Source organism: Pseudomonas sp. B14-6 (genome assembly GCF_013260315.1).
GTDB lineage: Bacteria > Pseudomonadota > Gammaproteobacteria > Pseudomonadales > Pseudomonadaceae > Aquipseudomonas > Aquipseudomonas mandelii.
The window spans coordinates 5,205,154-5,226,873 of record NZ_CP053929.1; the positions used below are offsets into that span (position 1 = coordinate 5,205,154).

Annotated in this window: 18 protein-coding genes; 5 read left to right on the top strand and 13 right to left on the bottom strand. The window is 60.7% G+C overall.

Annotated features, from left to right (window positions below; all coding sequences use genetic code 11):
• Positions 1-49 precede the first annotated feature (49 nt).
• Positions 50-355 (top strand): PsiF family protein, encoded by a 306-nt coding sequence (locus HP062_RS23710; protein WP_010464113.1) that lies wholly within the window; start codon positions 50-52, stop codon positions 353-355.
• 246 nt (positions 356-601) lie between these two features.
• The gene (locus HP062_RS23715) at positions 602-1,615 is read left to right on the top strand and encodes an AI-2E family transporter (RefSeq protein WP_010464112.1); all 1,014 of its coding nucleotides are present in this window, start codon (positions 602-604) and stop codon (positions 1,613-1,615) included.
• Positions 1,616-1,674: 59 nt separating this feature from the next.
• On the opposite strand, the gene HP062_RS23720 is transcribed toward HP062_RS23715, so the two are convergent.
• Positions 1,675-2,949, bottom strand: a complete 1,275-nt coding sequence (locus HP062_RS23720) for an Hsp70 family protein (RefSeq protein ID WP_077748947.1) — start codon at positions 2,947-2,949, stop codon at positions 1,675-1,677.
• A 294-nt stretch (positions 2,950-3,243) separates the two neighbouring features.
• Between HP062_RS23720 and HP062_RS23725 the strand changes: the two genes are divergently transcribed.
• Together HP062_RS23725 and HP062_RS23730 are read left to right on the top strand one after the other, a co-directional pair.
• Positions 3,244-4,191: a DnaJ C-terminal domain-containing protein gene (locus tag HP062_RS23725; protein ID WP_010464109.1), complete on the top strand. Its 948-nt coding sequence runs from the start codon at positions 3,244-3,246 to the stop codon at positions 4,189-4,191.
• 23 nt (positions 4,192-4,214) lie between these two features.
• Entirely contained in the window at positions 4,215-4,520 is a 306-nt protein-coding gene (locus tag HP062_RS23730; RefSeq protein WP_010464108.1) for a chaperone modulator CbpM, read from the top strand.
• A gap of 141 nt (positions 4,521-4,661) precedes the next feature.
• Here HP062_RS23730 and HP062_RS23735 read toward each other — a convergent pair whose 3' ends face one another.
• Complete coding sequence (locus HP062_RS23735; protein WP_172792103.1) at positions 4,662-5,789, bottom strand: sensor histidine kinase KdpD; 1,128 nt, start codon at positions 5,787-5,789, stop codon at positions 4,662-4,664.
• Positions 5,790-6,026: 237 nt separating this feature from the next.
• On the opposite strand from HP062_RS23735, the gene HP062_RS23740 reads away from it, so the two are divergent.
• Entirely contained in the window at positions 6,027-11,312 is a 5,286-nt protein-coding gene (locus HP062_RS23740; protein ID WP_172792104.1) for an NEL-type E3 ubiquitin ligase domain-containing protein, read from the top strand.
• Between the two features lie 62 nt (positions 11,313-11,374).
• Here the strand turns inward: HP062_RS23740 and ureC are convergent, their stop codons facing one another.
• From ureC to urtA, 11 genes are all read right to left on the bottom strand, one after another.
• The gene (ureC, locus tag HP062_RS23745) at positions 11,375-13,075 is read right to left on the bottom strand and encodes an urease subunit alpha (RefSeq protein ID WP_010464104.1); all 1,701 of its coding nucleotides are present in this window, start codon (positions 13,073-13,075) and stop codon (positions 11,375-11,377) included.
• A 139-nt stretch (positions 13,076-13,214) separates the two neighbouring features.
• A complete protein-coding gene (locus tag HP062_RS23750) occupies positions 13,215-13,520 on the bottom strand; it encodes an urease subunit beta (RefSeq protein ID WP_154502842.1) in 306 nt (101 codons plus the stop codon).
• Positions 13,520-14,053 (bottom strand): GNAT family N-acetyltransferase, encoded by a 534-nt coding sequence (locus HP062_RS23755; protein ID WP_010464097.1) that lies wholly within the window; start codon positions 14,051-14,053, stop codon positions 13,520-13,522. The genes HP062_RS23750 and HP062_RS23755 overlap by 1 nt, the downstream gene beginning before the upstream one ends.
• A gap of 6 nt (positions 14,054-14,059) precedes the next feature.
• Positions 14,060-14,593, bottom strand: a complete 534-nt coding sequence (locus tag HP062_RS23760) for a GNAT family N-acetyltransferase (RefSeq protein ID WP_010464096.1) — start codon at positions 14,591-14,593, stop codon at positions 14,060-14,062.
• Between the two features lie 9 nt (positions 14,594-14,602).
• Positions 14,603-14,905, bottom strand: a complete 303-nt coding sequence (gene ureA, locus HP062_RS23765; RefSeq protein ID WP_007907366.1) for an urease subunit gamma — start codon at positions 14,903-14,905, stop codon at positions 14,603-14,605.
• A 158-nt stretch (positions 14,906-15,063) separates the two neighbouring features.
• On the bottom strand, positions 15,064-15,903 hold the full coding sequence (locus tag HP062_RS23770; RefSeq protein ID WP_010464093.1) for an urease accessory protein UreD: 840 nt from the start codon (positions 15,901-15,903) through the stop codon (positions 15,064-15,066).
• Between the two features lie 30 nt (positions 15,904-15,933).
• Positions 15,934-16,632, bottom strand: a complete 699-nt coding sequence (urtE, locus tag HP062_RS23775; protein ID WP_077748951.1) for an urea ABC transporter ATP-binding subunit UrtE — start codon at positions 16,630-16,632, stop codon at positions 15,934-15,936.
• Between the two features lie 105 nt (positions 16,633-16,737).
• Complete coding sequence (gene urtD / locus HP062_RS23780) at positions 16,738-17,607, bottom strand: urea ABC transporter ATP-binding protein UrtD (protein WP_010464089.1); 870 nt, start codon at positions 17,605-17,607, stop codon at positions 16,738-16,740.
• Positions 17,604-18,683, bottom strand: a complete 1,080-nt coding sequence (gene urtC / locus HP062_RS23785) for an urea ABC transporter permease subunit UrtC (protein WP_172792105.1) — start codon at positions 18,681-18,683, stop codon at positions 17,604-17,606. Before urtC ends, urtD begins: the two co-directional genes overlap by 4 nt.
• Complete coding sequence (gene urtB / locus HP062_RS23790) at positions 18,683-20,185, bottom strand: urea ABC transporter permease subunit UrtB (RefSeq protein ID WP_102594498.1); 1,503 nt, start codon at positions 20,183-20,185, stop codon at positions 18,683-18,685. The genes urtC and urtB overlap by 1 nt, the downstream gene beginning before the upstream one ends.
• 163 nt (positions 20,186-20,348) lie before the next feature.
• Positions 20,349-21,614 carry an urea ABC transporter substrate-binding protein gene (gene urtA / locus HP062_RS23795; RefSeq protein ID WP_010463931.1) on the bottom strand — a complete coding sequence of 422 codons (1,266 nt, stop codon included), beginning with the start codon at positions 21,612-21,614 and terminating at the stop codon, positions 20,349-20,351.
• Positions 21,615-21,720: the final 106 nt, after the last annotated feature.

Sequence of the window (21,720 nt, forward strand, 5' to 3'; positions counted from 1 at the left end):
CTCCAGATTGAGGCCGCGCCCCTCGGTGCGGCAACAAGGAGAAAACTCCATGATGATGTTGCGTGTCCCTTTGTTGATGATCGGTTTGCTGCTTAGTGCCCAGGGCTTCGCCGCCACTGAGCAACAGAACAAGATGACCACCTGCAACGCTGACGCTACCGCGAAAGGCCTCAAGGGCGACGAGCGCAAAGCCTTCATGAGCACCTGCCTCAAGGCGGCACCGGCCGCCAATGACGCCAAGACCTTGACCCCTCAGCAAGAGAAAATGAAAACCTGCAACGCCGATGCGGCGACCAAAGCGCTTAAGGGTGACGAGCGCAAAGCGTTCATGAGTGATTGCCTGAAGAAAAAATAAATAACTGAGTCATAACGGGCGGCAGATTGTGGTGGCTGTGAGGGCCCCTTTGCGAGCAAGCCCGCTCCCACAATGGAACTGTGTTCGCAGGACTGATGTGGGAGCGAGCCTGCTCGCGAAGGGGCCAGCATGGCCGCTATAAAAAATCGCCCACGCCCCACTAAGGTCGCCCTACACAATCCCTAGTGCTGGCCTGCGAACGCTGGCAGACTGCCAATCCTTTTACGTCGTTCGTTTTGAGGCTGTATGCCAACGTTTTCTCAACGCCACGTTTTGCTGCTGATCAGTTGGGTCATCATCTTTGGTGGTTTGCTGCTGGTGATCCCGCTGCGACTGCTGCCTAGCCTGCTGGCCGGGTTGCTGGTGTTCGAACTGGTCAACATGCTCACCCCGCAGTTGCAGCGGCTGATCGAAGGTCGACGCGCGCGCTGGCTGGCGGTGGCGTTGCTGGGGACGTTAGTGGTCAGCGTGTTGACCCTGATTTTTGCCGGCGCCATCAGCTTTTTGCTGCACGAGGCGGAAAACCCGGGCGCATCGCTCGACAAATTCATGCACGTGGTTGACCGCGCGCGCGGGCAGCTGCCGCCGTTCATCGACGCCTATCTTCCGGCCAGTGCCGCGGAGTTTCGCGTGGCCATCGGCGAGTGGATGAGCAAGCACCTGAGCGACTTGCAACTGGTCGGCAAGGACGCGGCGCACATGTTTGTGACGCTGCTGATCGGCATGGTGCTCGGGGCGATCATCGCCTTGCAGCGCATACCGGACGTGACCAAGCGTAAGCCGCTGGCTGCCGCGTTGTTCGACCGCCTGCACCTGCTGGTCCAGGCGTTTCGCAACATCGTCTTCGCCCAGATCAAGATTTCCCTGCTCAACACCTTCTTCACCGGGATCTTCCTGGCGGTGATCCTGCCGATGTTCGGCGTCCAGCTGCCGCTGACCAAAACCCTGATCGTGCTGACCTTCCTGCTCGGTCTGTTACCGGTGATCGGCAACCTGATGTCGAACACGCTGATCACCATCGTCGGCTTGTCGCTGTCGATCTGGGTCGCCATGGCGGCGCTGGGTTATCTGATTTTTATCCACAAGCTCGAATACTTCCTCAACGCGCGCATTGTCGGCGGGCAGATCAGTGCCAAGTCGTGGGAGTTGCTGCTGGCAATGCTGGTGTTCGAGGCCGCGTTCGGCCTGCCGGGGGTGGTGGCGGGGCCGATTTATTACGCGTACCTGAAGAGCGAGTTGAAGCAGGTGGGAATGGTGTAACCACCCCATGATCGTTCCCACGCTCTGTGGTGGGAACGATCACTTCCTCGGGTTGCGAATCAGTCCATCGTGCCGTAACGCTTCATCGCCTCGATCGCCAACCCGCTGCCGATGCTGCCGAAGATGTTCCCTTCCACATGCCGCGCATTCGGCAACATCGCCGACACGCTTTGGCGCAGCGCCGGAATGCCGCTCGAACCGCCCGTGAAGAACACCGTGTCGACCTGATCGACCCGCACGTTGGCGTCGTTCAGCAGTTGGGTCACGCTGTTGCGCACGCGCTCCAGCAGGTTGTCGATGGCCGACTCGAACAGTGCGCGACTCAGCTCAACGCTCAAGCCCGGCTCGATGCGGTCCAGCGGCACATGGCGGCTGTCGGCGTGGGTCAGCTGGATCTTGGTTTCTTCTACTTCCATGGCCAGCCAGTGTCCGGCGCGCTGGTCGATCAGCTTGAACAGGCGATCGATACCGCCGGTGTCTTCGATGTCGTAGCGCATGCTGCCCAGGGCCAGGGTCGACTTCTGCGAGTACACCGAGTTGATGGTGTGCCAGGTCGCCAGGTTCATGTGGTGGCTGGTGGGCATGTAGGCGCCGCTCTTCATGCGGCTGCCGTAGCCGAACAACGGCATCAGGCCTTGCAGGCTCAACTGCTTGTCGAAGTCGGTCCCGCCGATGTGCACGCCGCCGGTGGCGAGGATGTCGTCGTGACGGTTGTCGTGGGTGCGGCGCTCCGGGGACAGGCGCACCAGCGAGAAGTCGGAGGTACCACCGCCGATGTCGACGATCAGCACCAGCTCTTCCTTTTCGATGGTCGACTCGTAGTCGAATGCCGCCGCAATCGGTTCGTACTGGAACGACACATCCTTGAAGCCGATGGCGCGCGCCACGTCCACCAGGGTGTTCTCGGCTTCCTGGTCGGCCATTTCGTCGTCATCGACGAAGAACACCGGGCGGCCCAGCACCACTTCCTCGAATTCCCGACCGGCGGCCGTCTCGGCGCGCTTCTTCAACTGGCCGATAAACAGCCCGAGCAGGTCCTTGAACGGCATCGCCGTGCCGAGGACGCTGGTGTCGTGCTTGATCAGCTTGGAGCCCAGCAGGCTCTTGAGCGAGCGCATCAGCCGGCCTTCGTAGCCTTCCAGGTACTCGTGCAGCGCCAGCCGACCGTACACCGGGCGGCGTTCTTCCATGTTGAAGAACACCACCGACGGCAGGGTGATCTTGTCGTCCTCCAGCGCGATCAGCGTTTCCATGCCGGGGCGCAGCCAGCCGACGGTGGAGTTGGACGTGCCGAAGTCGATACCACAGGCACGGGCTGGAGATGCGTTTTTCATGACTTTCAGGTTCCGGTTAAAAAACGGCCGCGCAGTGTATGTCAGTGCGGCGCAGATTCGAAGGCCGACTATCCGCTAAATACACCAATGGCGCCTTGATAAGATGGCCGGATGCCCCAAACTTGTCTGCATTGAGCCTGGCAGCCATCGGACGGTCGCAAGAACCGCCCACTGCTGCCGATAAACTTCTGACGCGCTACCCGGTCACAAACTTGAGATCGGTCAACCCGGCGCCTGGAAATACGCGCAGACTACGGTGACGGCGCGATATCGATAACGGATGGTGATCCTTAGATGGACTTCAAAGACTATTACAAGATTCTCGGTGTGGAACCGACCGCGGACGATAAGACGATCAAGGCGGCTTATCGGAAACTGGCGCGCAAATACCACCCCGATGTCAGCAAGGAAAAGGACGCCGAGGCCAAGTTCAAGGACGCCTCGGAAGCTTATGAAGCGCTGAAAAGTGCCGACAAGCGCGCCGAATATGACGACTTGCGCAAATACGGCCAGCACGGCCAACCGTTCCAGGGGCCGCCAGGTTGGCAGGGCCGTGGCGGCGGTGGGTTCGGCGGTGGTCAGGACACGGGCGATTTTTCGGACTTCTTCAGTTCGATCTTCGGCAACCGTGGTCCGGGTTTTGGTGGTGGACAGTCGGGCCGCAGTGCCGGGCGCCGAGGGCAAGACGTGGAAATGGAACTACCGATTTTTCTGGAAGAAAGCCTGTCGAACGAGTCGAAGAAGGTCTCCTTCCAGGTGCCGCAGTACAACGCGGCCGGCCAGCACGTCAGCAACACCAGCAAAAGCCTGAACGTGAAAATCCCGGCCGGTGTGACCGACGGCGAGCGCATCCGCCTCAAGGGCCAAGGGGCGCCGGGCATCGGTGGCGGGGCCAACGGCGATCTGTTCCTGATCATTCGCTTTGCGCCGCACCCAAAATTCGACGTCGAAGGCGAGAACCTGATCATTACCTTGCCGCTGGCGCCCTGGGAGTTGGCGCTGGGTACCGAAGTCGCCGTGCCTACACTGACCGGCAAGATCAACCTCAAGGTCCCGGCCGGCAGCCAGAACGGCCAGCGCATGCGCGCCAAGGGGCACGGTCTGCTGAACAAGGCGGGCGAGCGAGGCTACCTGTTCGTGCAATTGAAAGCCGTGATGCCCAAGACTTCGAGCGACGAGGTCAAGGCGCTGTGGGAAGAACTGGCGAAAAAAGCCGCTTTCGACCCGAGAGAAAATTTCTGATCCAAGAGACGGAGTAGCCCATCATGAGCAAGCCCCTGATCGTTCAACTGGACATGGCAGAATTCTGTGAGGCGACCGAGCTGTCGGACGTCTACGTGATCGAAATCGTCGAGCACGGCATCCTCGAACCTCAGGGCAAGCAGCCCAAGGATTGGGTTTTCAACGATTACGAGCTGGCTCTGGCCAAGCGCGCCGCCAAGCTGCGGCGCGATCTGGAGCTGGAGTGGGAAGGCGTCGCCCTGGCGCTGGACCTGCTTGAAGAGGTCCAGCAGCTGCGGGCGGAGAATCGCATGCTCAAGCAGCGGTTGGGGCGGTTGGTCGTCGAGTAGTGTTCTGCTGGTTTTGTGTCGTTTGACACGGCTCCTTCGCGAGCAGGCTCGCTCTCACATTGGATCGGGTTCTTCCAGAAGGAATACGGTCAACTGTGGGAGCGAGCCTGCTGGCGATGAACGATGACGCGGTCCGTGGTATTAAACCTTGCGCGGCAACACCACGGTAAACAGCGTGCCGTCCGCTTCGCTGGAACTGACCTCGATCGTCCCGCCGTGTGCATCGACCACTTCCTTGACGATAAACAACCCCAAACCAAGGCTGGTGGAGGGTTGGCCGAGCTGCTCGTCAGCGCTGCGCACCAGCGGATCGAATATCGTGCCGATCGCTTCCTCGGGGATCGGAGCGCCATAGTTATGCACCGTGAGGCGAACCGTGTCCGGCTCGCCCGTCAGGGTCACCGTCACGTCACGCTTGTTCAACCCATGCTGCAAGGCGTTGCCGACCAGGTTCTGCAACAGTTGACTCACTCGTCCGGCATCCCAGGCGCCTCGGGTGTCACCCTTTACGTGGACCGTCGGATCGCACTCGGGGTTACCGGCGCAGGCTTCGGCAATCGCCGCATGGGCGGCATCGGCCAGGTCCATGGGGGCCCGTTCGATCGGCAGGCTTTTACCCAGGCGACTGCGCACCAGCTCCAGTAAATCGCCTACCATCGCCGCCATGTGCCGCGCGCCGTGCTTGATATTGACCGCGCAGGTCAGCGCATCGCCTTCAAGCTTGGCTTTGCGCAGCAGTAATTCGGTGGACATGCTCACCGCTTGCAAGGGCGCCCGCAGGTCATGCCCCAGGATCGCCAGAAAGATATCCCGCGAACGATTGACCTGCTCGGCGTAGGCCGCGGTGGATTCGGCGAGTGCTTCGTCAATGGCTTCGTTGAAACGGATCATGTCCTGGAAATAGGCCATGTCCGGAGACGCCAGGCTGTCGACCCACAAACGGATGACGCAGGCACGCAAATGACGGAATTCCGATGTCATCTGTACCAGATCAAACCCCACGGTATGCCGCAGTTCGCCATGACTGGCACCGGCCTCGTCCAGGCTCGGGGTTTTTTCCGGGCCTTCGCCCTTGGCCTTGGCCATCTGTTCGCTGGAGGTTTGCGCGGTGGTCATGTCACGCGCGGCGGCCAGCAAAATGACCTTGGCGTGATCGCGCAGGGCGACCTTGTCCATGTGCTCGGCCGCCGGGGTAATGGTGCTGGCGAACTGCTCCCATTCATCGACGATACGGTCTACGTGTTGCCTGATGAAATCGGGTAGGCGCATGTCCGGTTTCCTGATGGGAATTCTGGCGCATCTTAGCCCCTTTGCTGTCCGCTAAAAACTACCATTACGCGGGGGAGCACTTTTGTACGGGGTTCGGGTGGTAATTGCCTGTTTTTTTGATTCTTAAATCGAATGCGACGTTGATGTATTCGTGATTTTGGCGTTGTTTTTTGAGCTTTTGTTTTCGTCGCCAGCCAATAATCTGGTGGTTCAATTCGTCGCATAAGGATTTGCGAAATGAGTGAACGTTCGGACAGCCCGGGTCGGCCAGCCATTGCCGGGCAGGCAAGAGAAGTGAATAACAATGTGTATCGTGATTATCTGCTGGGCAAACTGCCCGCGCCGGTCAAAGACGCGCCCACCTCACGCCTGGTTGCCTTTGCCCATTCGAAACCGGAGTTTCCTGAGTGGTATTTGAATTCAAGCGCCATTGATCGCCAGTACCTCAAGGAGTTGATCGACGAGCGCTGGCGCCTTCAGGGGCCATTGGACGCGGCGCTGAAGAATGTACAGCAGGACATTCTTGCCTTCGCCGAGCCCTTGCTGGTCCAGGCTTTGAAAGAGCATTTGAACCTGGAACTGGACGTCAACGCGACGCTGATTCGGCTGTACGTCCCCGCCAATCTGGCTATTGGCATCGATACCCATGCCAGTCGGCTCAGGCAATCATCATTGCTGGAAGCGGCCCTGCACAATTTCGAGGCCCCCGAAACGCAGGAGGGCGCGTTTCGCGATGGCTCGGGCATCTTCATCAGGGACGACGAAAACGAACTTCAGCGGCATACGCTGACGGTCGAAAGATTTGCCGCCCTGTGCCGCACGCTCGATATCGGTGCGCACTATCAGCGTCACATCAAGGCATTGCTGATGCCCGAAGAGGTGACGGCCAGAGCGAACGTCGTGCAGCAATGCACGGCCAGTGAAAAGGCCGCGTTTCACGAATCGGCGCTGATCGCGTATCTGAAAAAAGACATCACGTCCTATGGCTACGGGAAACTCCGGCAGATTCGTGACAACGAACAAGGCATTTTGATGGGCCGTCGGCCCCTGCAGTGCCACCGGCTGGCGATTATGGGGTTCAGGCTGTCCGGCATTGTGTTGTTCAGTGCAGTGGCGGACCCTTCGAAAATCAAACGGGTTTACGACGCGCTGATTCCACAGCATCAACGAACGATGCTGGAATGGTCGCGACGTCTGACACTGCTCCCGGGGCAGGAGTTTGATCAGTTCAAGTTGCTCCAGGCGTTTTTCGCCAATGGCCCCAGCGGTCTCGTTGAGGCCATGTTGCAACGGGACGATGCTTATCAACAAAGTCGTCTGGAGGGGACGCTGATTGCGTATGTCCCCGATGATCCCGACCACCCCTTCAAGGAATACGAGTCCTTCACTGACTTCATGAAGGCGCTGACGAGCCAGTTGCGCTCGCCGAGTTATCAACAGTTTTTCAGCCGTTTTGTCGCGCAAAAAGACCAGGGCAAGTTTTTTGCCCGGGTTCGCGAGCGCCTCTCGACCTTCACCTGGAAACAGCGCGAGCCGCTGGACATGGGGCCGTGGTGGCGGGAGAGCGCCGTTGAAAATGCCAACGCAGAGCCTGTCACCCATATCATTTCGGGCGATCTCTGGGCGCAAACAAGACTTTGGCGCAGGGAAAAAGCGATTGCCGATGCGCGGCACATCGCCGTGCCGACCGGCGATGAAGACGCCACCACCCGTTGGAACCGGCTGATCAGCTATCTGAACATCGGCTGGAACGTGTTCAATTTCGGCGCCATGCTGGTGCCCGGCCTGGGCGAAGCGATGCTGGCCGCCATGGTCGGGCAGATGGTCCTGGAAACCCTGGAAGGCTTCGAAGACTGGAGCAAGGGCGACAAGGAAGACGCGGCGTCCCATCTCACCGGCGTCATGATCAATTTCGCGCAGTTGGCCATTATGGGCGCCGGGCATGTCTTGCCGGCCGGTGCGGCGGCGTCGGTCAAACCATCGGCGTTTATCAACCGGTTGAAAAAGGTTGATCTGGCCAACGGCCAGACGCGCCTCTGGAAGCCGGACCTTTCACCCTACGCCCATGACATGGTGTTGCCCGCCGAGGCGAAGCCAAGCGAGCAGGGTCTGTATCGGCACAGCGAAAAGGACTTCCTCAAGCATGAAAACCAACACTTCGAAGTGATCAACGATTCACGCACCGGCCAGCCACGCTTGCAACATCCGGCCCGGCCACAGGCTTATCAGCCAACACTGGAGCACAACGGTGGCGGCGCGTGGAAAACCGAACTCGACCGTCCCATCGAGTGGGACAAAACCACCCTCATGCGGCGCCTGGGCCCGACGGTCGAGGGCTTTTCTGATAACACCCTGGAGCATATTCGTCTCGTCAGCGGCATGGAGGAGGACGAATTGCGTCGCTTGCATGTGGTCAGCGAACCGCCGCCCGCGTTGCTGACCGACACGATCGAACGCTTCCAGGCCTGGGCCGAAGTGCAAAAACTACCCGGGCAGATAAGGCTCAACGAGGTTCCGCAAGCATTCGTCGAGCAGGTGCCCCGCTTGCTGGTTGAATGGCCCGGATGGCCCGAGCAAAAAGGCATCGAGCTGTTTGACGGCCCTGGGCATAGCGGGCGCTCGATCAAATTCGGCAACGTCGATGCTCTGCCCGCAGACACGCTGAAGATAAGTCGTGCCGAGGTTCGTTCAGGGAAACTGCCGGAGCGTGCCGTGAAGTTTGCGAACGAGGCCGATATCCACGCGCTGCTCGGGCAGGGCATTTCAACGGACGAGCAAACCCGCATCGCTGCCTTGAAAAACCTGCTGGCCGGGCGAGCAGACAGTCGCCGCGCAGCTCTGTTTGACGCGCTGAGTCGCCGTTTGCAGCAAACCGACAACCCGCAGGTGCAGGTGCTTCAGGATGCGTTCAATGGGCTCCCCGCTGCGGTAGCCCGGGAACTGCTCGCCGACATCGAGCCGCAAGACCGGCTCGACATCACCGAGCCGTCGCGCATCCCCTTGCGACTCAGGGAGCGGGTAAGAGTGGCCTTGCGGGCCATACGAACCGCGCGCGCTTATGAAGGGCTCTTTCTCGACGCGTCGCTCGGTGTGGACACCGAGCGGCTGGCGTTGCACTCGATGCAGGCGCTACCCGGCTGGCCCGAAAACGTGCGGATCGAAATCCGTGAGTTTTCATTCGATGGCCCGTTGCGCGACAGCGTCGGCCCGACGGACGCCACCCACCGCAGAATCCTGGTCAGCGAGGACGGCCAATACCAGGCGCGCGATACCGATGATCTGCAATTGCACGGGGCCGATGATTTATACGCGTCGGTGTTGCATGCCTTGCCGGATGCCGAGCGAAACGCGCTGGGGTATCACGTCAACCAAGGTGCCACGCTCAAGTCCGCCATTCAAAAAACGCCATTGCCACGGGACAGGTTCAGCGCGCTTCTGGGCGATAACCCTGTACGCAAACCGGCGTATGACCCCGTCACGATGCGCCTGCGTGGCGGCATGCGCGGGGTGGCTCATGGGCTAAGTCGAATCAACGAACCCATGACGCCGCAAGAGCGGGTGCGAGTTGTCCGCCCCGGATGGACGGAGGCCGAAGCCTTGGCCTATCTGCAGATGAGTGGCAGCGAACTCAGTCTGGAGCAGAGGGCCAGCGCACTCGAAGCGGAATTCGATCGGCTCAACGCCAATTTTCAACGCTGGTTGAAATCGCCGACCGAAGCGTACAGCTTCACGCCTGCCGGCGTCGCCGAATGGCAAGCCAGAAACGCTTTATACAAAGAGATCAGGGAATGCTGGCAGCACACCGGGTTGCGCCACGTGGATTCATTCGGTCATCTGCAGGGCGTTGTGCTCGACCTGGAAAACATCCCGCTGGGGCGTCATCTGCGCACCATGCCTGCCCTGGAAGGTAATTTCGATCACGTCACGCGCCTCAATCTGACCCTGTCCGAATTGACCGACGCACACAGTTCCTTTCTCGATCATTTTCCCCGCTTGCGTTCGCTCAACCTCAACGGCAATGCGTTCTCCGCTGTTCCCGGTGCCATCCGCCGCATGCGCGCGCTGACGGAACTCAACATGCGAGGCAACCGTATTGTCCTGGATGCACAAGGCGTCGCGGACCTGCGCAACCTGACACGACTGGAGGTCCTGGACCTGTTTGGCAATCCGTTGGGGCAAGTCCCGGATATTGGCGGCATGAGAAGGTTGCATACGCTGATCCTGGCGGACACCGGCGTGCACACCTGGCCGCAGGGGCTGTTCGCACAACCGCGGTTCCGGCATTTTTTCCTGGATTTGCAGCGCAACGAAATCACCCACATTCCGGCAGTGCCCCCTGGCTCCGCTCAGGCGGAATTGCTGGCGCGCACCTTGCTGAGCCGAGAGCCGCAGTGGTTGGCCGAGGCCAATCTGCAAACGCTCAGGGACTACATCGAGTCCATCGGCATGGACCCCGATCGACCTTATCCTCCCCGTGGTGTGCGTGACAGTCTCGACTGGGAGGAGGGCATGACACGGCCGGAATGGGTGGCGAAGCAAGCGGTCTGGAACAGTGTCGAGGATGAGCGCGGATCGGTCGGTTTTTTCAACGAAATCCGCAAACTCACCGAGTCGGGGCACTTCAAGCACGACCTCGGGTTTCGGGTCGATATGACCGCCAAGGTCTGGCGCATGCTCGAGGCGATGTCGAAAAATACCGAGCTTCGGCAAAAACTCTTCACCATGAGTACGGTGCCCACAACGTGCGTCGATGCGGGCGCGCAGCTGTTCAATGCCATGGGCCTGGAGGTGCTGATTCATGAAGCCTATGAGTTGGCCAATCCTTCGCTGGTGGAGGGTGAACTGGTCACGCTGGCGCGAGGCAAGTCACGTCTGGATGAACTGAGCAGGATTGCCCGCAAAACCATTTCCGAACGCGAGGCGATGGGCGAGGAGTTCAGGCGTGTCAATGCCATGGGGGAGGTGATGGGCACGATCGATGAGGTGGAAGTTCACCTGGCGTTCATGACCGATCTTGCCGAACGGCTGGACTTGCCCTGGCAGTCTCGAAACATGCAGTTCCGAGGGATCGCGGGTGTCACCTCGGCGATGACCGACAATGCTTACCTGCGTGTGCTCGACCTTGAGGAAGGTGAGCTGCTCGGTGATTTGCTTGTCGAGCAGCCGTTCTGGTCATCCTATGTCGAGGGTGTCAACCGACGGGCTTTCAAAGTGTTCAGGCGCCGGATCGATGCCACGACAGACTTCTATATGGCCTTGGACCAGCGTGCGAACGACACAACGCTGACCCTTGAGCAAAAGGCTCGGCTGAAGGAAGCGCTCAGGGTGCTCGGCGCGGAACTGAACAAGCCGGAAAGCGACTTTGCACCGGGACGCATCATGACCGATGCGCAATACGCTGCTGAGTTGAAGACGATCGATGAAGAGCAAAAGGCGTTGCTCAAAACCTTCACCCAACAGGCGATCGACCGGGCAAAACTGCAAAGGGTAGAACTGCCCTTTGTCGTGCAGCCGGACAGTTGATTGCACCTGTTTTCCCCGGGGCTGGTACGCCAGGCCCCGGGTTTGTCAGGCAGACAGAACGGTCAAAACAGGAAGTATCGCTGGGCCATCGGCAGCACATCGGCGGGCTCGCACCACAGCAGGACACCGTCGGCCTTGACTTGATAGGTCTGCGGGTCGACATCAATGGTCGGCAGGTAGTCGTTGTGGATCAAGTCGGTTTTCTGCACCTCGCGGCACCCTTTGACCACTGCGATTTTCTTCTTCAAACCCAAGGCCTCGGGAAGACCTGCTTCTTGGGCTGCCTGGCTGATGAAGGTCAGGCTGGTGGCGTGCAACGAGCCGCCGTAGCTGGCAAACATCGGACGGTAATGCACCGGTTGCGGCGTCGGAATGGAAGCATTGGCATCGCCCATCAAGCTGGCCGCAATGGCCCCGCCCTTGAGGATCAAGGTCGGCTTGACGCCAAAAAACGCCGGACGCCAGAGCACCAGATCCGCCCATTTACCCACTTCCACCGAGCCCACCTCATGGCTGATGCCATGGGTGATCGCCGGGTTGATCGTGTACTTGGCGATGTAGCGTTTGGCGCGGAAGTTGTCGTTGCCTTCGCCATCCCCGGGAAGCGGGCCGCGCTGCTTTTTCATCTTGTCGGCGGTCTGCCAGGTGCGCGTGATGACTTCGCCGACACGGCCCATGGCCTGGCTGTCGGAGCTGATCATCGAGAACGCGCCGAGGTCATGCAGGATGTCTTCGGCGGCGATGGTTTCGCGACGGATACGGCTTTCGGCGAAGGCCACGTCTTCGGCAATGCTTGGGTCCAGGTGGTGGCAGACCATCAGCATGTCGAGGTGTTCGTCGATGGTGTTGCGGGTGAACGGCCGGGTCGGGTTGGTCGAGCTCGGCAGCACGTTGGCAAAGCCGCAGGCCTTGATGATGTCCGGGGCATGACCGCCCCCCGCGCCTTCGGTGTGATAGGTGTGGATGGTGCGGCCCTTGAAGGCGGCGAGGGTGGTTTCGACGAAGCCCGACTCGTTGAGGGTGTCGGTATGGATCGCCACCTGCACATCGTACTGGTCGGCGACGTTCAGGCAGTTGTCGATGCTCGCCGGGGTGGTGCCCCAGTCTTCGTGCAGCTTGAGGCCGATGGCGCCGGCCTTGACCTGCTCGATCAACGGCTCCGGCAGGCTCGCGTTGCCCTTGCCGGTAAAGCCAATGTTCATCGGGAATGCATCGGCAGCCTGGAGCATACGCGCCAGGTGCCACGGCCCGGACGTGCAAGTGGTGGCGTTGGTGCCGGTGGCCGGGCCGGTGCCGCCGCCGATCATGGTGGTGACGCCGCTCATCAATGCTTCTTCGATCTGTTGCGGGCAGATGAAATGGATGTGTGTGTCGATGCCGCCAGCGGTGAGGATCATGCCTTCACCGGCAATGACTTCGGTGCTGGCGCCGACCGCGATGGTCACGTCCGGCTGGATGTCCGGGTTGCCGGCCTTGCCGATGGCGGCGATGCGGCCGTCTTTGAGGCCGACGTCGGCTTTGACGATGCCCCAGTGGTCGATGATCAGCGCGTTGGTGATCAAGGTGTCGACCACTTCGGCGGCCAGTAATTGACTCTGCCCCTGGCCATCACGGATGACTTTGCCGCCGCCGAATTTCACTTCTTCGCCGTAGGTGGTGAAGTCTTTTTCCACTTCGATCCACAGCTCGGTATCGGCCAGACGGACCTTGTCACCGACGGTGGGGCCGAACATGTCGGCGTAGGCCTGACGGGAAATCTTCATTCGTTCGCCTTGAGATTCAATTGAATTTGAAATCGTTCGCTGCGCTCACTCTCGCGAGCAGACTCGCTCCCACAGGGGAATGCGATCAGCTGTGGGAGCAAGCCTGCTCGCGATGGGGTCGGTGCAGACACCGCATTCCTTAGAGGTCACCCATGATCCTGCCGGCAAACCCGAACACCCGACGATGCCCGGCCAGGTCCACCAGCTCGACCTCGCGACTCTGTCCCGGCTCGAAGCGCACGGCGGTGCCGGCGGGGATGTTCAGGCGCATGCCGCGACTGGCGGGGCGGTCGAAGGTCAAGGCGTCGTTGGTTTCGAAGAAGTGGTAGTGCGAGCCGACCTGGATCGGCCGGTCGCCACTGTTGGCCACTTTCAGGCTGACAGTGCGACGGCCAACGTTGAGTTCGATGTCGCCGGGCTGGATCTGGTATTCACCGGGAATCATCAGTGGGCTCCCTGAAGAATCTTGTAGTAGAGGGCGGTCGGTTTGTACTGGCCGCTCGGGTCGCAGGCGTAATCAGGGATTTGACCTGCCTTGGTGTAACCCAGGGCCTTGTAGAAGTCTTCGGCGGGGGAGCCGGCTTCGGTGTCGAGATAGAGCATGCCGCGCTTGTGCTGGAGCGCGGCCTGTTCCAGCGCGCTCATCAATTGTTGGCCCAGGCCGCGGCGGCGCGCATGTTCGCGCACCAGCAGTTTCTGCACTTCGGCACGGTTCAGGCCGTTGGCTTTCTGGCACAGGGTCAGTTGCACACTGGCCTGCACTTGCTCGTCCTTGACCACCACCCACAGCAGTACGTTGCCCTTGTTCAGGTTGTCCTGAACCTCATCGAAATAGGCGCGGGCCTGAGTGGCGTCCAGATTGGCCATGAACCCGACACTGGCGCCATAGCCGACGGCGTCGAGCAGCAAATCAATCAAACCCTGACGATAGTGCGCAAAGCTTTCAACATTGACGCGGCGCAGTTGGGCAGCGTTCATCGGCAATTACTCCTTGTTGGCGGGCGGCGGCTCCGCGCCAGGATTGAGGGTCAGTTGCATGAAGGTCAGGTCCAGCCAGCGGCCGAACTTGGTGCCCACCTGCGGCATTTGCCCGGTGGTCACGAAACCGGCCCGTTCATGCAAACGGATGGAAGCGGCGTTGCCGCTTTCGATGGCAGCGACCATGACATGTTTGTCGCAGTCTTTGGCGCGCTCGATCAGCACCGTCATCAATTGCGGGCCGAGACCGTTGCCACGCTGGTCGCTACGCACGTAGACCGAGTGCTCGACGGTGTGGCGGAAACCGTCGAACGGCCGCCAGTCACCAAATGAAGCGTAGCCCAGCACACTGTTATCGCCGTCGACGATCACCAGGATCGGATAACCCTGGGCTTGCCGGGCGCTGAACCATGCCTGACGGTTGCCCAGGTCCACGGCCTGTTCGTTCCAGATCGCCGTGGTGTTGAGCACGGCGTCGTTGTAGATGTCGCGGATCGCCGGCAGATCGGCGTGCAGCGCGTCGCGGATGTGATAGGTCATGACGCGTCCTCAGGCGATGGGTTGGTGAACGGTGACCAGTTTGGTGCCGTCGGGGAACGTCGCTTCGACCTGGATCTCCGGGATCATTTCCGGGATGCCTTCCATCACTTGTTCGCGGCTGAGCAGGGTGGTGCCGAAGTGCATCAGTTCGGCCACGGTCTGGCCGTCACGCGCGCCTTCGAGCAGCGCAGCGGAGATGTAGGCCATGGCTTCCGGGTAATTGAGTTTCACGCCGCGCGCCAAACGCCGCTCGGCCACGAGGCCTGCGGTGAAGATCAGCAGCTTGTCTTTTTCGCGTGGGGTCAGGTCCATCGTTTGGAATCCATCAGGGCAGTTAAAAAGGTCATTGGAACTGTGAGTACAAACCTTGTGGGAGCGAGCCTGCTCGCAAAGGCGGCGGGCCAATCAGCATCTATGTTGAATGACACCGCGCCTTCGCGAGCAGGCTCGCTCCCACATTGGAAAGTGTTTCAGGTGCTCCATATTCTGGGTGGGACCGCTTCCCTGCCGAGCAACGCAGGTCTCAGCAACCGCCACAAATCAATCATCCAGCCCCGCGCCAACAGCGCCTCACTGGCCAGACACCGAGCCACCAGAAGCCCCGGCAATTGCGTCAGATCCCCGCGCACTTCATTGGGCAGCGAGCGACAGGTTTCCAGCAGTTCGCTATCGATCTCACCCGTGACCAGCAACGTCGCAAACACCGGCTGCCCATCCAGGCCAATCGGCGAGTCGAGCAGCCCGTCATCCCCGACAATGCGCTGGCGTTCGTGCCAGAGCAACTGGCCGTCGCGGCGGATGTCCAGTTGCGCCTGAAAATGCCCGAGGTCGAAGCGCTCGCCACTGGCCGGGCGACCCAGCGCCACGACGTCCCAGTAAAACAGCCGGGCGTCGCCCTCCAGATCAATCGAGGTGCCGAGTTCGGCCTGGGCGTCGCTGAAGATAATCGTCTCTTGCGGCAGCCATTCCAGTGTTGCACCGCACGCCACTTTCAACGTCAGCTGCTGATAGGCGGGCCCCGCCGCGCGATACCATTTGGCAGCGCCCGGGCTGGTGATTTGCGCCCAGGCATCCGGGCCGACGCTGGCCGAGATGTCCAGTCGATCACCGCCTGCGATGCCGCCCGGCGGATGAACGATGATGTGCTGGCACACTTGCGGCCCTTCGGCATACAGGTGCTTCTGCACCCGCAGCGGGCCTTTATGTCGGCGCTGGACCGGTCGCGTGCTGTCGCCGAACCGGGCGTAGCCCAATTCCAGCTCGGCATGCCAGCTCGGGGTAAACAGGGCAGTGGGGAGAGGTAAGTTCATGTCTTCTAGTTATCGTCAGGACGCTTCAGATTAGATCGTAACCAGACCGCGTACACCCTCGGCTTCCATATTTTCGCCGCGACCTTGCTGCACGATCTCGCCGCGGGACATCACCAGGTACTGGTCGGCCAGTTCGGCGGCGAAATCGTAGAACTGCTCGACCAGCAGAATCGCCATGTCGCCCCGGGCCGCGAGCTTCTTGATCACCACGCCGATCTCCTTGATCACCGACGGCTGGATGCCTTCGGTGGGCTCATCGAGAATCAACAGCCGTGGACGGCTGGCCAGTGCGCGACCAATCGCCAATTGCTGCTGTTGGCCGCCGGACAAGTCACCGCCACGCCGTTGCTTCATTTGCAGCAATACCGGGAACAGCTCGTAGATGAAGGCCGGCACTTCCTTAGCCTCAGAACCAGGAAATCGCGAAAGACCCATCAGCAGGTTTTCTTCCACGGTCAGGCGGCCGAAAATTTCGCGACCCTGAGGCACATAGGCGATCCCGGCATGCACCCGCTGGTGCGGCTTGAACGTGGTGATCGGTTTGCCTTCCCAGTTCACCGCGCCTTCCTTGGCCGGCAGCAAACCCATCAGGCATTTGAGCAGGGTGGTCTTGCCCACGCCGTTGCGCCCCAGCAGGCACGTCACTTCACCGACCTTCACGTCAAACGTCAGGCCCCGCAGAATGTGGCTACCACCGTAATACTGGTGCAGTTTGTCGACTTGCAGCATCTTCAAATTCCCCTCAAATCCCTGTAGGAGCGAGGCTTGCCCGCGAAGGGGGCCTGGAGGCCGCCAAAAGCTTCGCGGGCAAGCCTCGCTCCTACGGGAGCAAAATCATCTTCCGAGATAAACCTCGATTACACGCTCGTTTTCCTGCACCTGTTCCAGCGACCCTTCGGCCAGCACGCTGCCCTGGTGCAACACGGTGACGTGGTCGGCAATCGAGCCGACAAAACCCATGTCGTGCTCCACCACCATCAGCGAATGCTTGCCGGCCAGGCTTTTGAACAGTTCGGCGGTGAACTCGGTCTCGGCATCGGTCATGCCCGCCACCGGCTCGTCGAGCAGCAGCAGTTGCGGGTCTTGCATGAGCAGCATGCCGATCTCAAGAAACTGCTTCTGGCCGTGGGACAACAGGCCCGCCGGGCGATTGACCGAGGCCGTCAGGCGAATGGTTTCCAGCACCTCGCTGATGCGATCTTTCTGTTCGCCACTGAGGCGAGCCCGCAGGCTGGCCCACACCGACTTGTCGGTTTTCTGCGCCAGCTCCAGGTTCTCGAACACGCTCAAGGCTTCGAACACCGTCGGCTTCTGGAACTTGCGGCCGATGCCGGCCTGGGCAATCTGCACTTCGCTCATCGACGTCAGGTCCAGGGTTTCACCGAACCAGGCTTTGCCGTGACTGGGGCGAGTCTTGCCGGTGATGACGTCCATCAGCGTGGTCTTGCCCGCGCCGTTGGGGCCGATGATGCAGCGCAATTCGCCGACGCCGATGTACAGGTTCAGAGCGTTGAGCGCCTTGAAACCATCGAAGCTGACGCTGATGTCTTCCAGGGTCAGGATCGTGCCGTGGCGTGTGTCCAGGCCAGGGCCGACACGTTGCCCCAGGCCGATGGCATCGCGGCTGCTGCCGGCATCCTTGTTGGGCTCCACAGGAAAAAATGCCGGTTCGAGCATGAATTCAGCCGTCGCAGTGACTCTCATTGCTCACCTCTCTTTTTCAGCAGACCGATCACGCCTTTGGGCAGGTACAAGGTCACGACGATGAACAGAGCTCCGAGGAAGAACAGCCAGTATTCGGGGAATGCCACGGTGAACCAGCTCTTCATGCCGTTGACCACACCAGCGCCGAGCAGCGGACCGACCAGCGTGCCGCGACCACCGAGGGCCACCCATACGGCCGCTTCAATGGAGTTGGTCGGCGACATTTCACTCGGGTTGATGATTCCGACTTGCGGCACGTACAGTGCGCCGGCCAGACCACACAGCACCGCACTCAAGACCCAGACAAACAGCTTGAAACCCCGCGGGTCGTAGCCGCAGAACATCAGGCGGTTTTCCGCATCGCGCAACGCGGTCAGCACCCGGCCGAACTTGCTCTGCGCCAGGCGCCAACCAATAAACAGACTCGCCACCAGCAACACCACCGTGGCGAAAAACAGCACCGCGCGCGTGCCCGGCTCGGTAATGCCAAAGCCGAGAATGGTGCGGAAGTTGGTGAAGCCGTTGTTGCCACCAAACCCGGTTTCGTTGCGGAAAAACAGCAGCATCCCGGCGAAGGTCAAGGCCTGGGTCATGATCGAGAAATACACGCCCTTGATCCGCGAACGGAAGGCGAAAAACCCGAAGACCAGCGCCAGCAACCCCGGCGCCAACACCACCAGGCACATCGACCAGAGAAAGCTGCTGGTGCCGGTCCAGTACCACGGCAGTTCGGTCCACGACAGGAAGGTCATGAACGCCGGCAAGCCATCGCCTGAGGCCTGGCGCATCAAGTACATGCCCATCGCATAACCGCCGAGGGCGAAGAACAGGCCGTGACCGAGGGACAGCAGGCCGGCGTAGCCCCAGACCAAATCGAGGGCGAGGGCGACGATGGCGTAGCAAAGGATTTTTCCCACCAGCGTCAGGGTGTAGGCCGAGACGTGGAACACACTGTCCGGCGACAACAGTGAGAACAGCGGCAACGCCAGCAGCAGAACCAGAATCACCGCGCCAACAGCGATGGTGACTTTGGGGCCGGCCTTTTGGCTGGCCGTGAGCATCAGGGGCTGGTTCATCAGTCGATCACCCGTCCTTTCAGTGCGAAGAGGCCTTGCGGACGCTTCTGGATGAACAGAATGATCAGCGCGAGGATCAGGATCTTGCCGAGCACGGCGCCGATCTGCGGTTCGAGAATCTTGTTGGCGATGCCCAGGCCGAACGCGGCCAGGACACTACCGGCCAACTGACCGACACCGCCGAGCACCACCACCAGGAACGAGTCGATGATGTAGCTCTGTCCAAGGTCCGGGCCGACGTTGCCGATCTGGCTGAGCGCTACGCCGCCGAGCCCGGCAATGCCGGAGCCGAGGCCGAACGCGAGCATGTCCACGCGCCCGGTCGGCACGCCGCAGCACGCGGCCATGTTGCGGTTCTGGGTGACGGCGCGCACGTTCAAACCCAGGCGCGTCTTGTTCAGGAGCAGCCAGGTCAGCACGACCACGAACAAGGCGAAGGCGATGATCACGATGCGGTTGTACGGCAGCACGAGGTTGGGCAGCACTTGTATCCCGCCCGAGAGCCAGGCCGGGTTGGCCACTTCGACGTTCTGCGCGCCGAACACCAAACGCACCAGCTGAATCAGCATGAGGCTGATGCCCCAGGTCGCGAGCAGGGTTTCCAGCGGGCGGCCGTAGAGGTGACGAATCACCGTGCGCTCCAGCGCCATGCCGATTGCGGCAGTGACGAAAAACGCCACCGGCAACGCGATCAGCGGGTAGAACTCGATGGCTTGCGGGGCAAAGCGCTGGAACATCAGCTGCACCACGTAGGTCGAGTACGCGCCGAGCATCAGCATTTCGCCGTGGGCCATGTTGATCACGCCGAGCAGACCGAAGGTGATCGCCAGTCCCAGGGCGGCGAGCAGCAGGATCGAGCCCAGGGACATGCCGCTGAACGCTTGCCCGAGGATTTCGCCGATCAGCAGTTTACGTTTGACCTGGGCCAGGCTGGTTTCGGCAGCGGTGCGCACGCTGGCGTCTGTTTCAATGCCCGGCTCCAGCAGGCTTTCGAGGCGGGTGCGGGCCAGCGGATCGCCGGTTTCGCCGAGCAGGCGCACCGCCGCGAGGCGCACGGCCGGGTCGGTGTCGACCAGTTGCAGGTTGGCCAGCGCCAGGCTCAGGGCTGCGTGGACGGTTTCATCTTTTTCGCCGGCCAGTTGTTGGTCGAGGAATTTCAGCTGGGCCGGTTTGGCACTTTTCTGCAATTGCTGCGCGGCGGCCAGACGGATTTTGGCGTCGGCGGCGAGCAATTGGTGGCTGGCCAGCGCGGTGTCGATCAGACCCCGCAGACGATTGTTCAGGCGCAGGGTTTTGGCTTGGCCGTCGACGGTCAACTCGCCTTGTTGCAGGGCGTTGATCAGTTCGATGCGGGCAGGATCGGGCTGCGCAGCCCAGGACTCCAGAAGCTTGGCTTGCTGCACGGGATTGGCGGCGACGAAGTCTTCGGCGTCGCCGGAATGCGCGGCCATCGGCAGTAAGAGCGCGAGTGCAAAGATCAAGCGGTAAAGGGCGGTGGGCATATGTAAGGCCTTGCGCGGGCTAAATGTAGGAGTGAGCCTGCTCGCGATAGCGGTCTATCAATCAACAGGTCTGTTGTCTGTCCCACCGCTATCGCGAGCAGGCTCACTCCTACAGGGATTTGTGTCGGTCCTGAATGAAGTGCTCAGGCCGACATCCAGTGACTCAGTTGCTCTTCACCGCATAATCCGGCTTCTTGTCGTTACCCGAAATGAACGGGCTCCAAGGCTGGGCACGGATCGGCCCTTCGGTCTGCCACACGACGTTGAACTGACCGTCGGCCTGTATTTCGCCGATCATCACGGGCTTGTGCAGGTGGTGGTTGGTCTTGTCCATGGTCAGCGTGTAACCCGACGGCGCGGCAAAGGTCTGGCCGGCGAGCGCTTCGCGGACTTTGTCGACGTCGGTGGATTTGGCTTTCTCAGCCGCTTGCGCCCACATGTGGATGCCCACGTAAGTGGCTTCCATCGGATCGTTGGTCACCGCTTTGTCGGCGCCCGGCAGGTTGTGTTTCTTCGCGTAGGCTTTCCAGTCGGCCACGAATTTCTTGTTCGCCGGGTTCTCGACCGACTCGAAGTAGTTCCAGGCCGCGAGGTTGCCCACCAGCGGTTTGGTGTCGATGCCGCGCAGTTCTTCTTCGCCGACCGAGAACGCTACAACCGGAACGTCAGTCGCTTTCAGGCCCTGGTTGGCCAGTTCTTTATAGAACGGCACGTTGGAGTCGCCGTTGACGGTGGAAATGACCGCTGTCTTGCCTCCGGCCGAGAATTTCTTGATGTTGGCCACGATGGTCTGGTAATCGCTGTGGCCGAACGGGGTGTAGACCTCTTCGATGTCCTTGTCCGCTACGCCTTTGGAGTGCAGGAACGAGCGCAGAATCTTGTTGGTGGTGCGCGGGTAAACGTAGTCGGTGCCCAGCAGGAAGTAACGCTTGGCGCTGCCGCCTTCTTCGCTCATCAGATACTCCACCGCCGGGATCGCCTGTTGGTTCGGCGCGGCACCGGTGTAGAACACGTTCGGCGACATCTCTTCGCCTTCGTATTGCACCGGGTAGAACAGCAAGCCGTTGAGTTCTTCGAACACCGGCAACACCGATTTACGCGACACCGACGTCCAGCAACCGAACACCACGGCGACCTTGTCCTGGGTCAGCAACTGACGACCCTTCTCCGCGAACAGCGGCCAGTTCGACGCGGGGTCCACGACCACCGGTTCCAGCATCTTGCCGTTCACGCCGCCCTTGGCGTTGATCTCGTCGATGGTCATCAACGCCATGTCTTTGAGCGAGGTTTCGGAGATCGCCATGGTCCCGGACAACGAGTGCAGAATACCGACCTTGATGGTCTCGGCGGCCTGGACGGTCCAGGTCATGCCCATCGCGGCAATGCTTGCCGTGAGTGTGAAAGCCTTGATCAAGCTACGACGCTTCATTGTGCGATCTCCATGAACATTAGAATTTTTTCTGGGTTGGCAGATGCGGACTACTGAAGGGTCTTTAGCAAGGGCTGTGCCTGTTCGGAAAAGGCAGGGAAATATT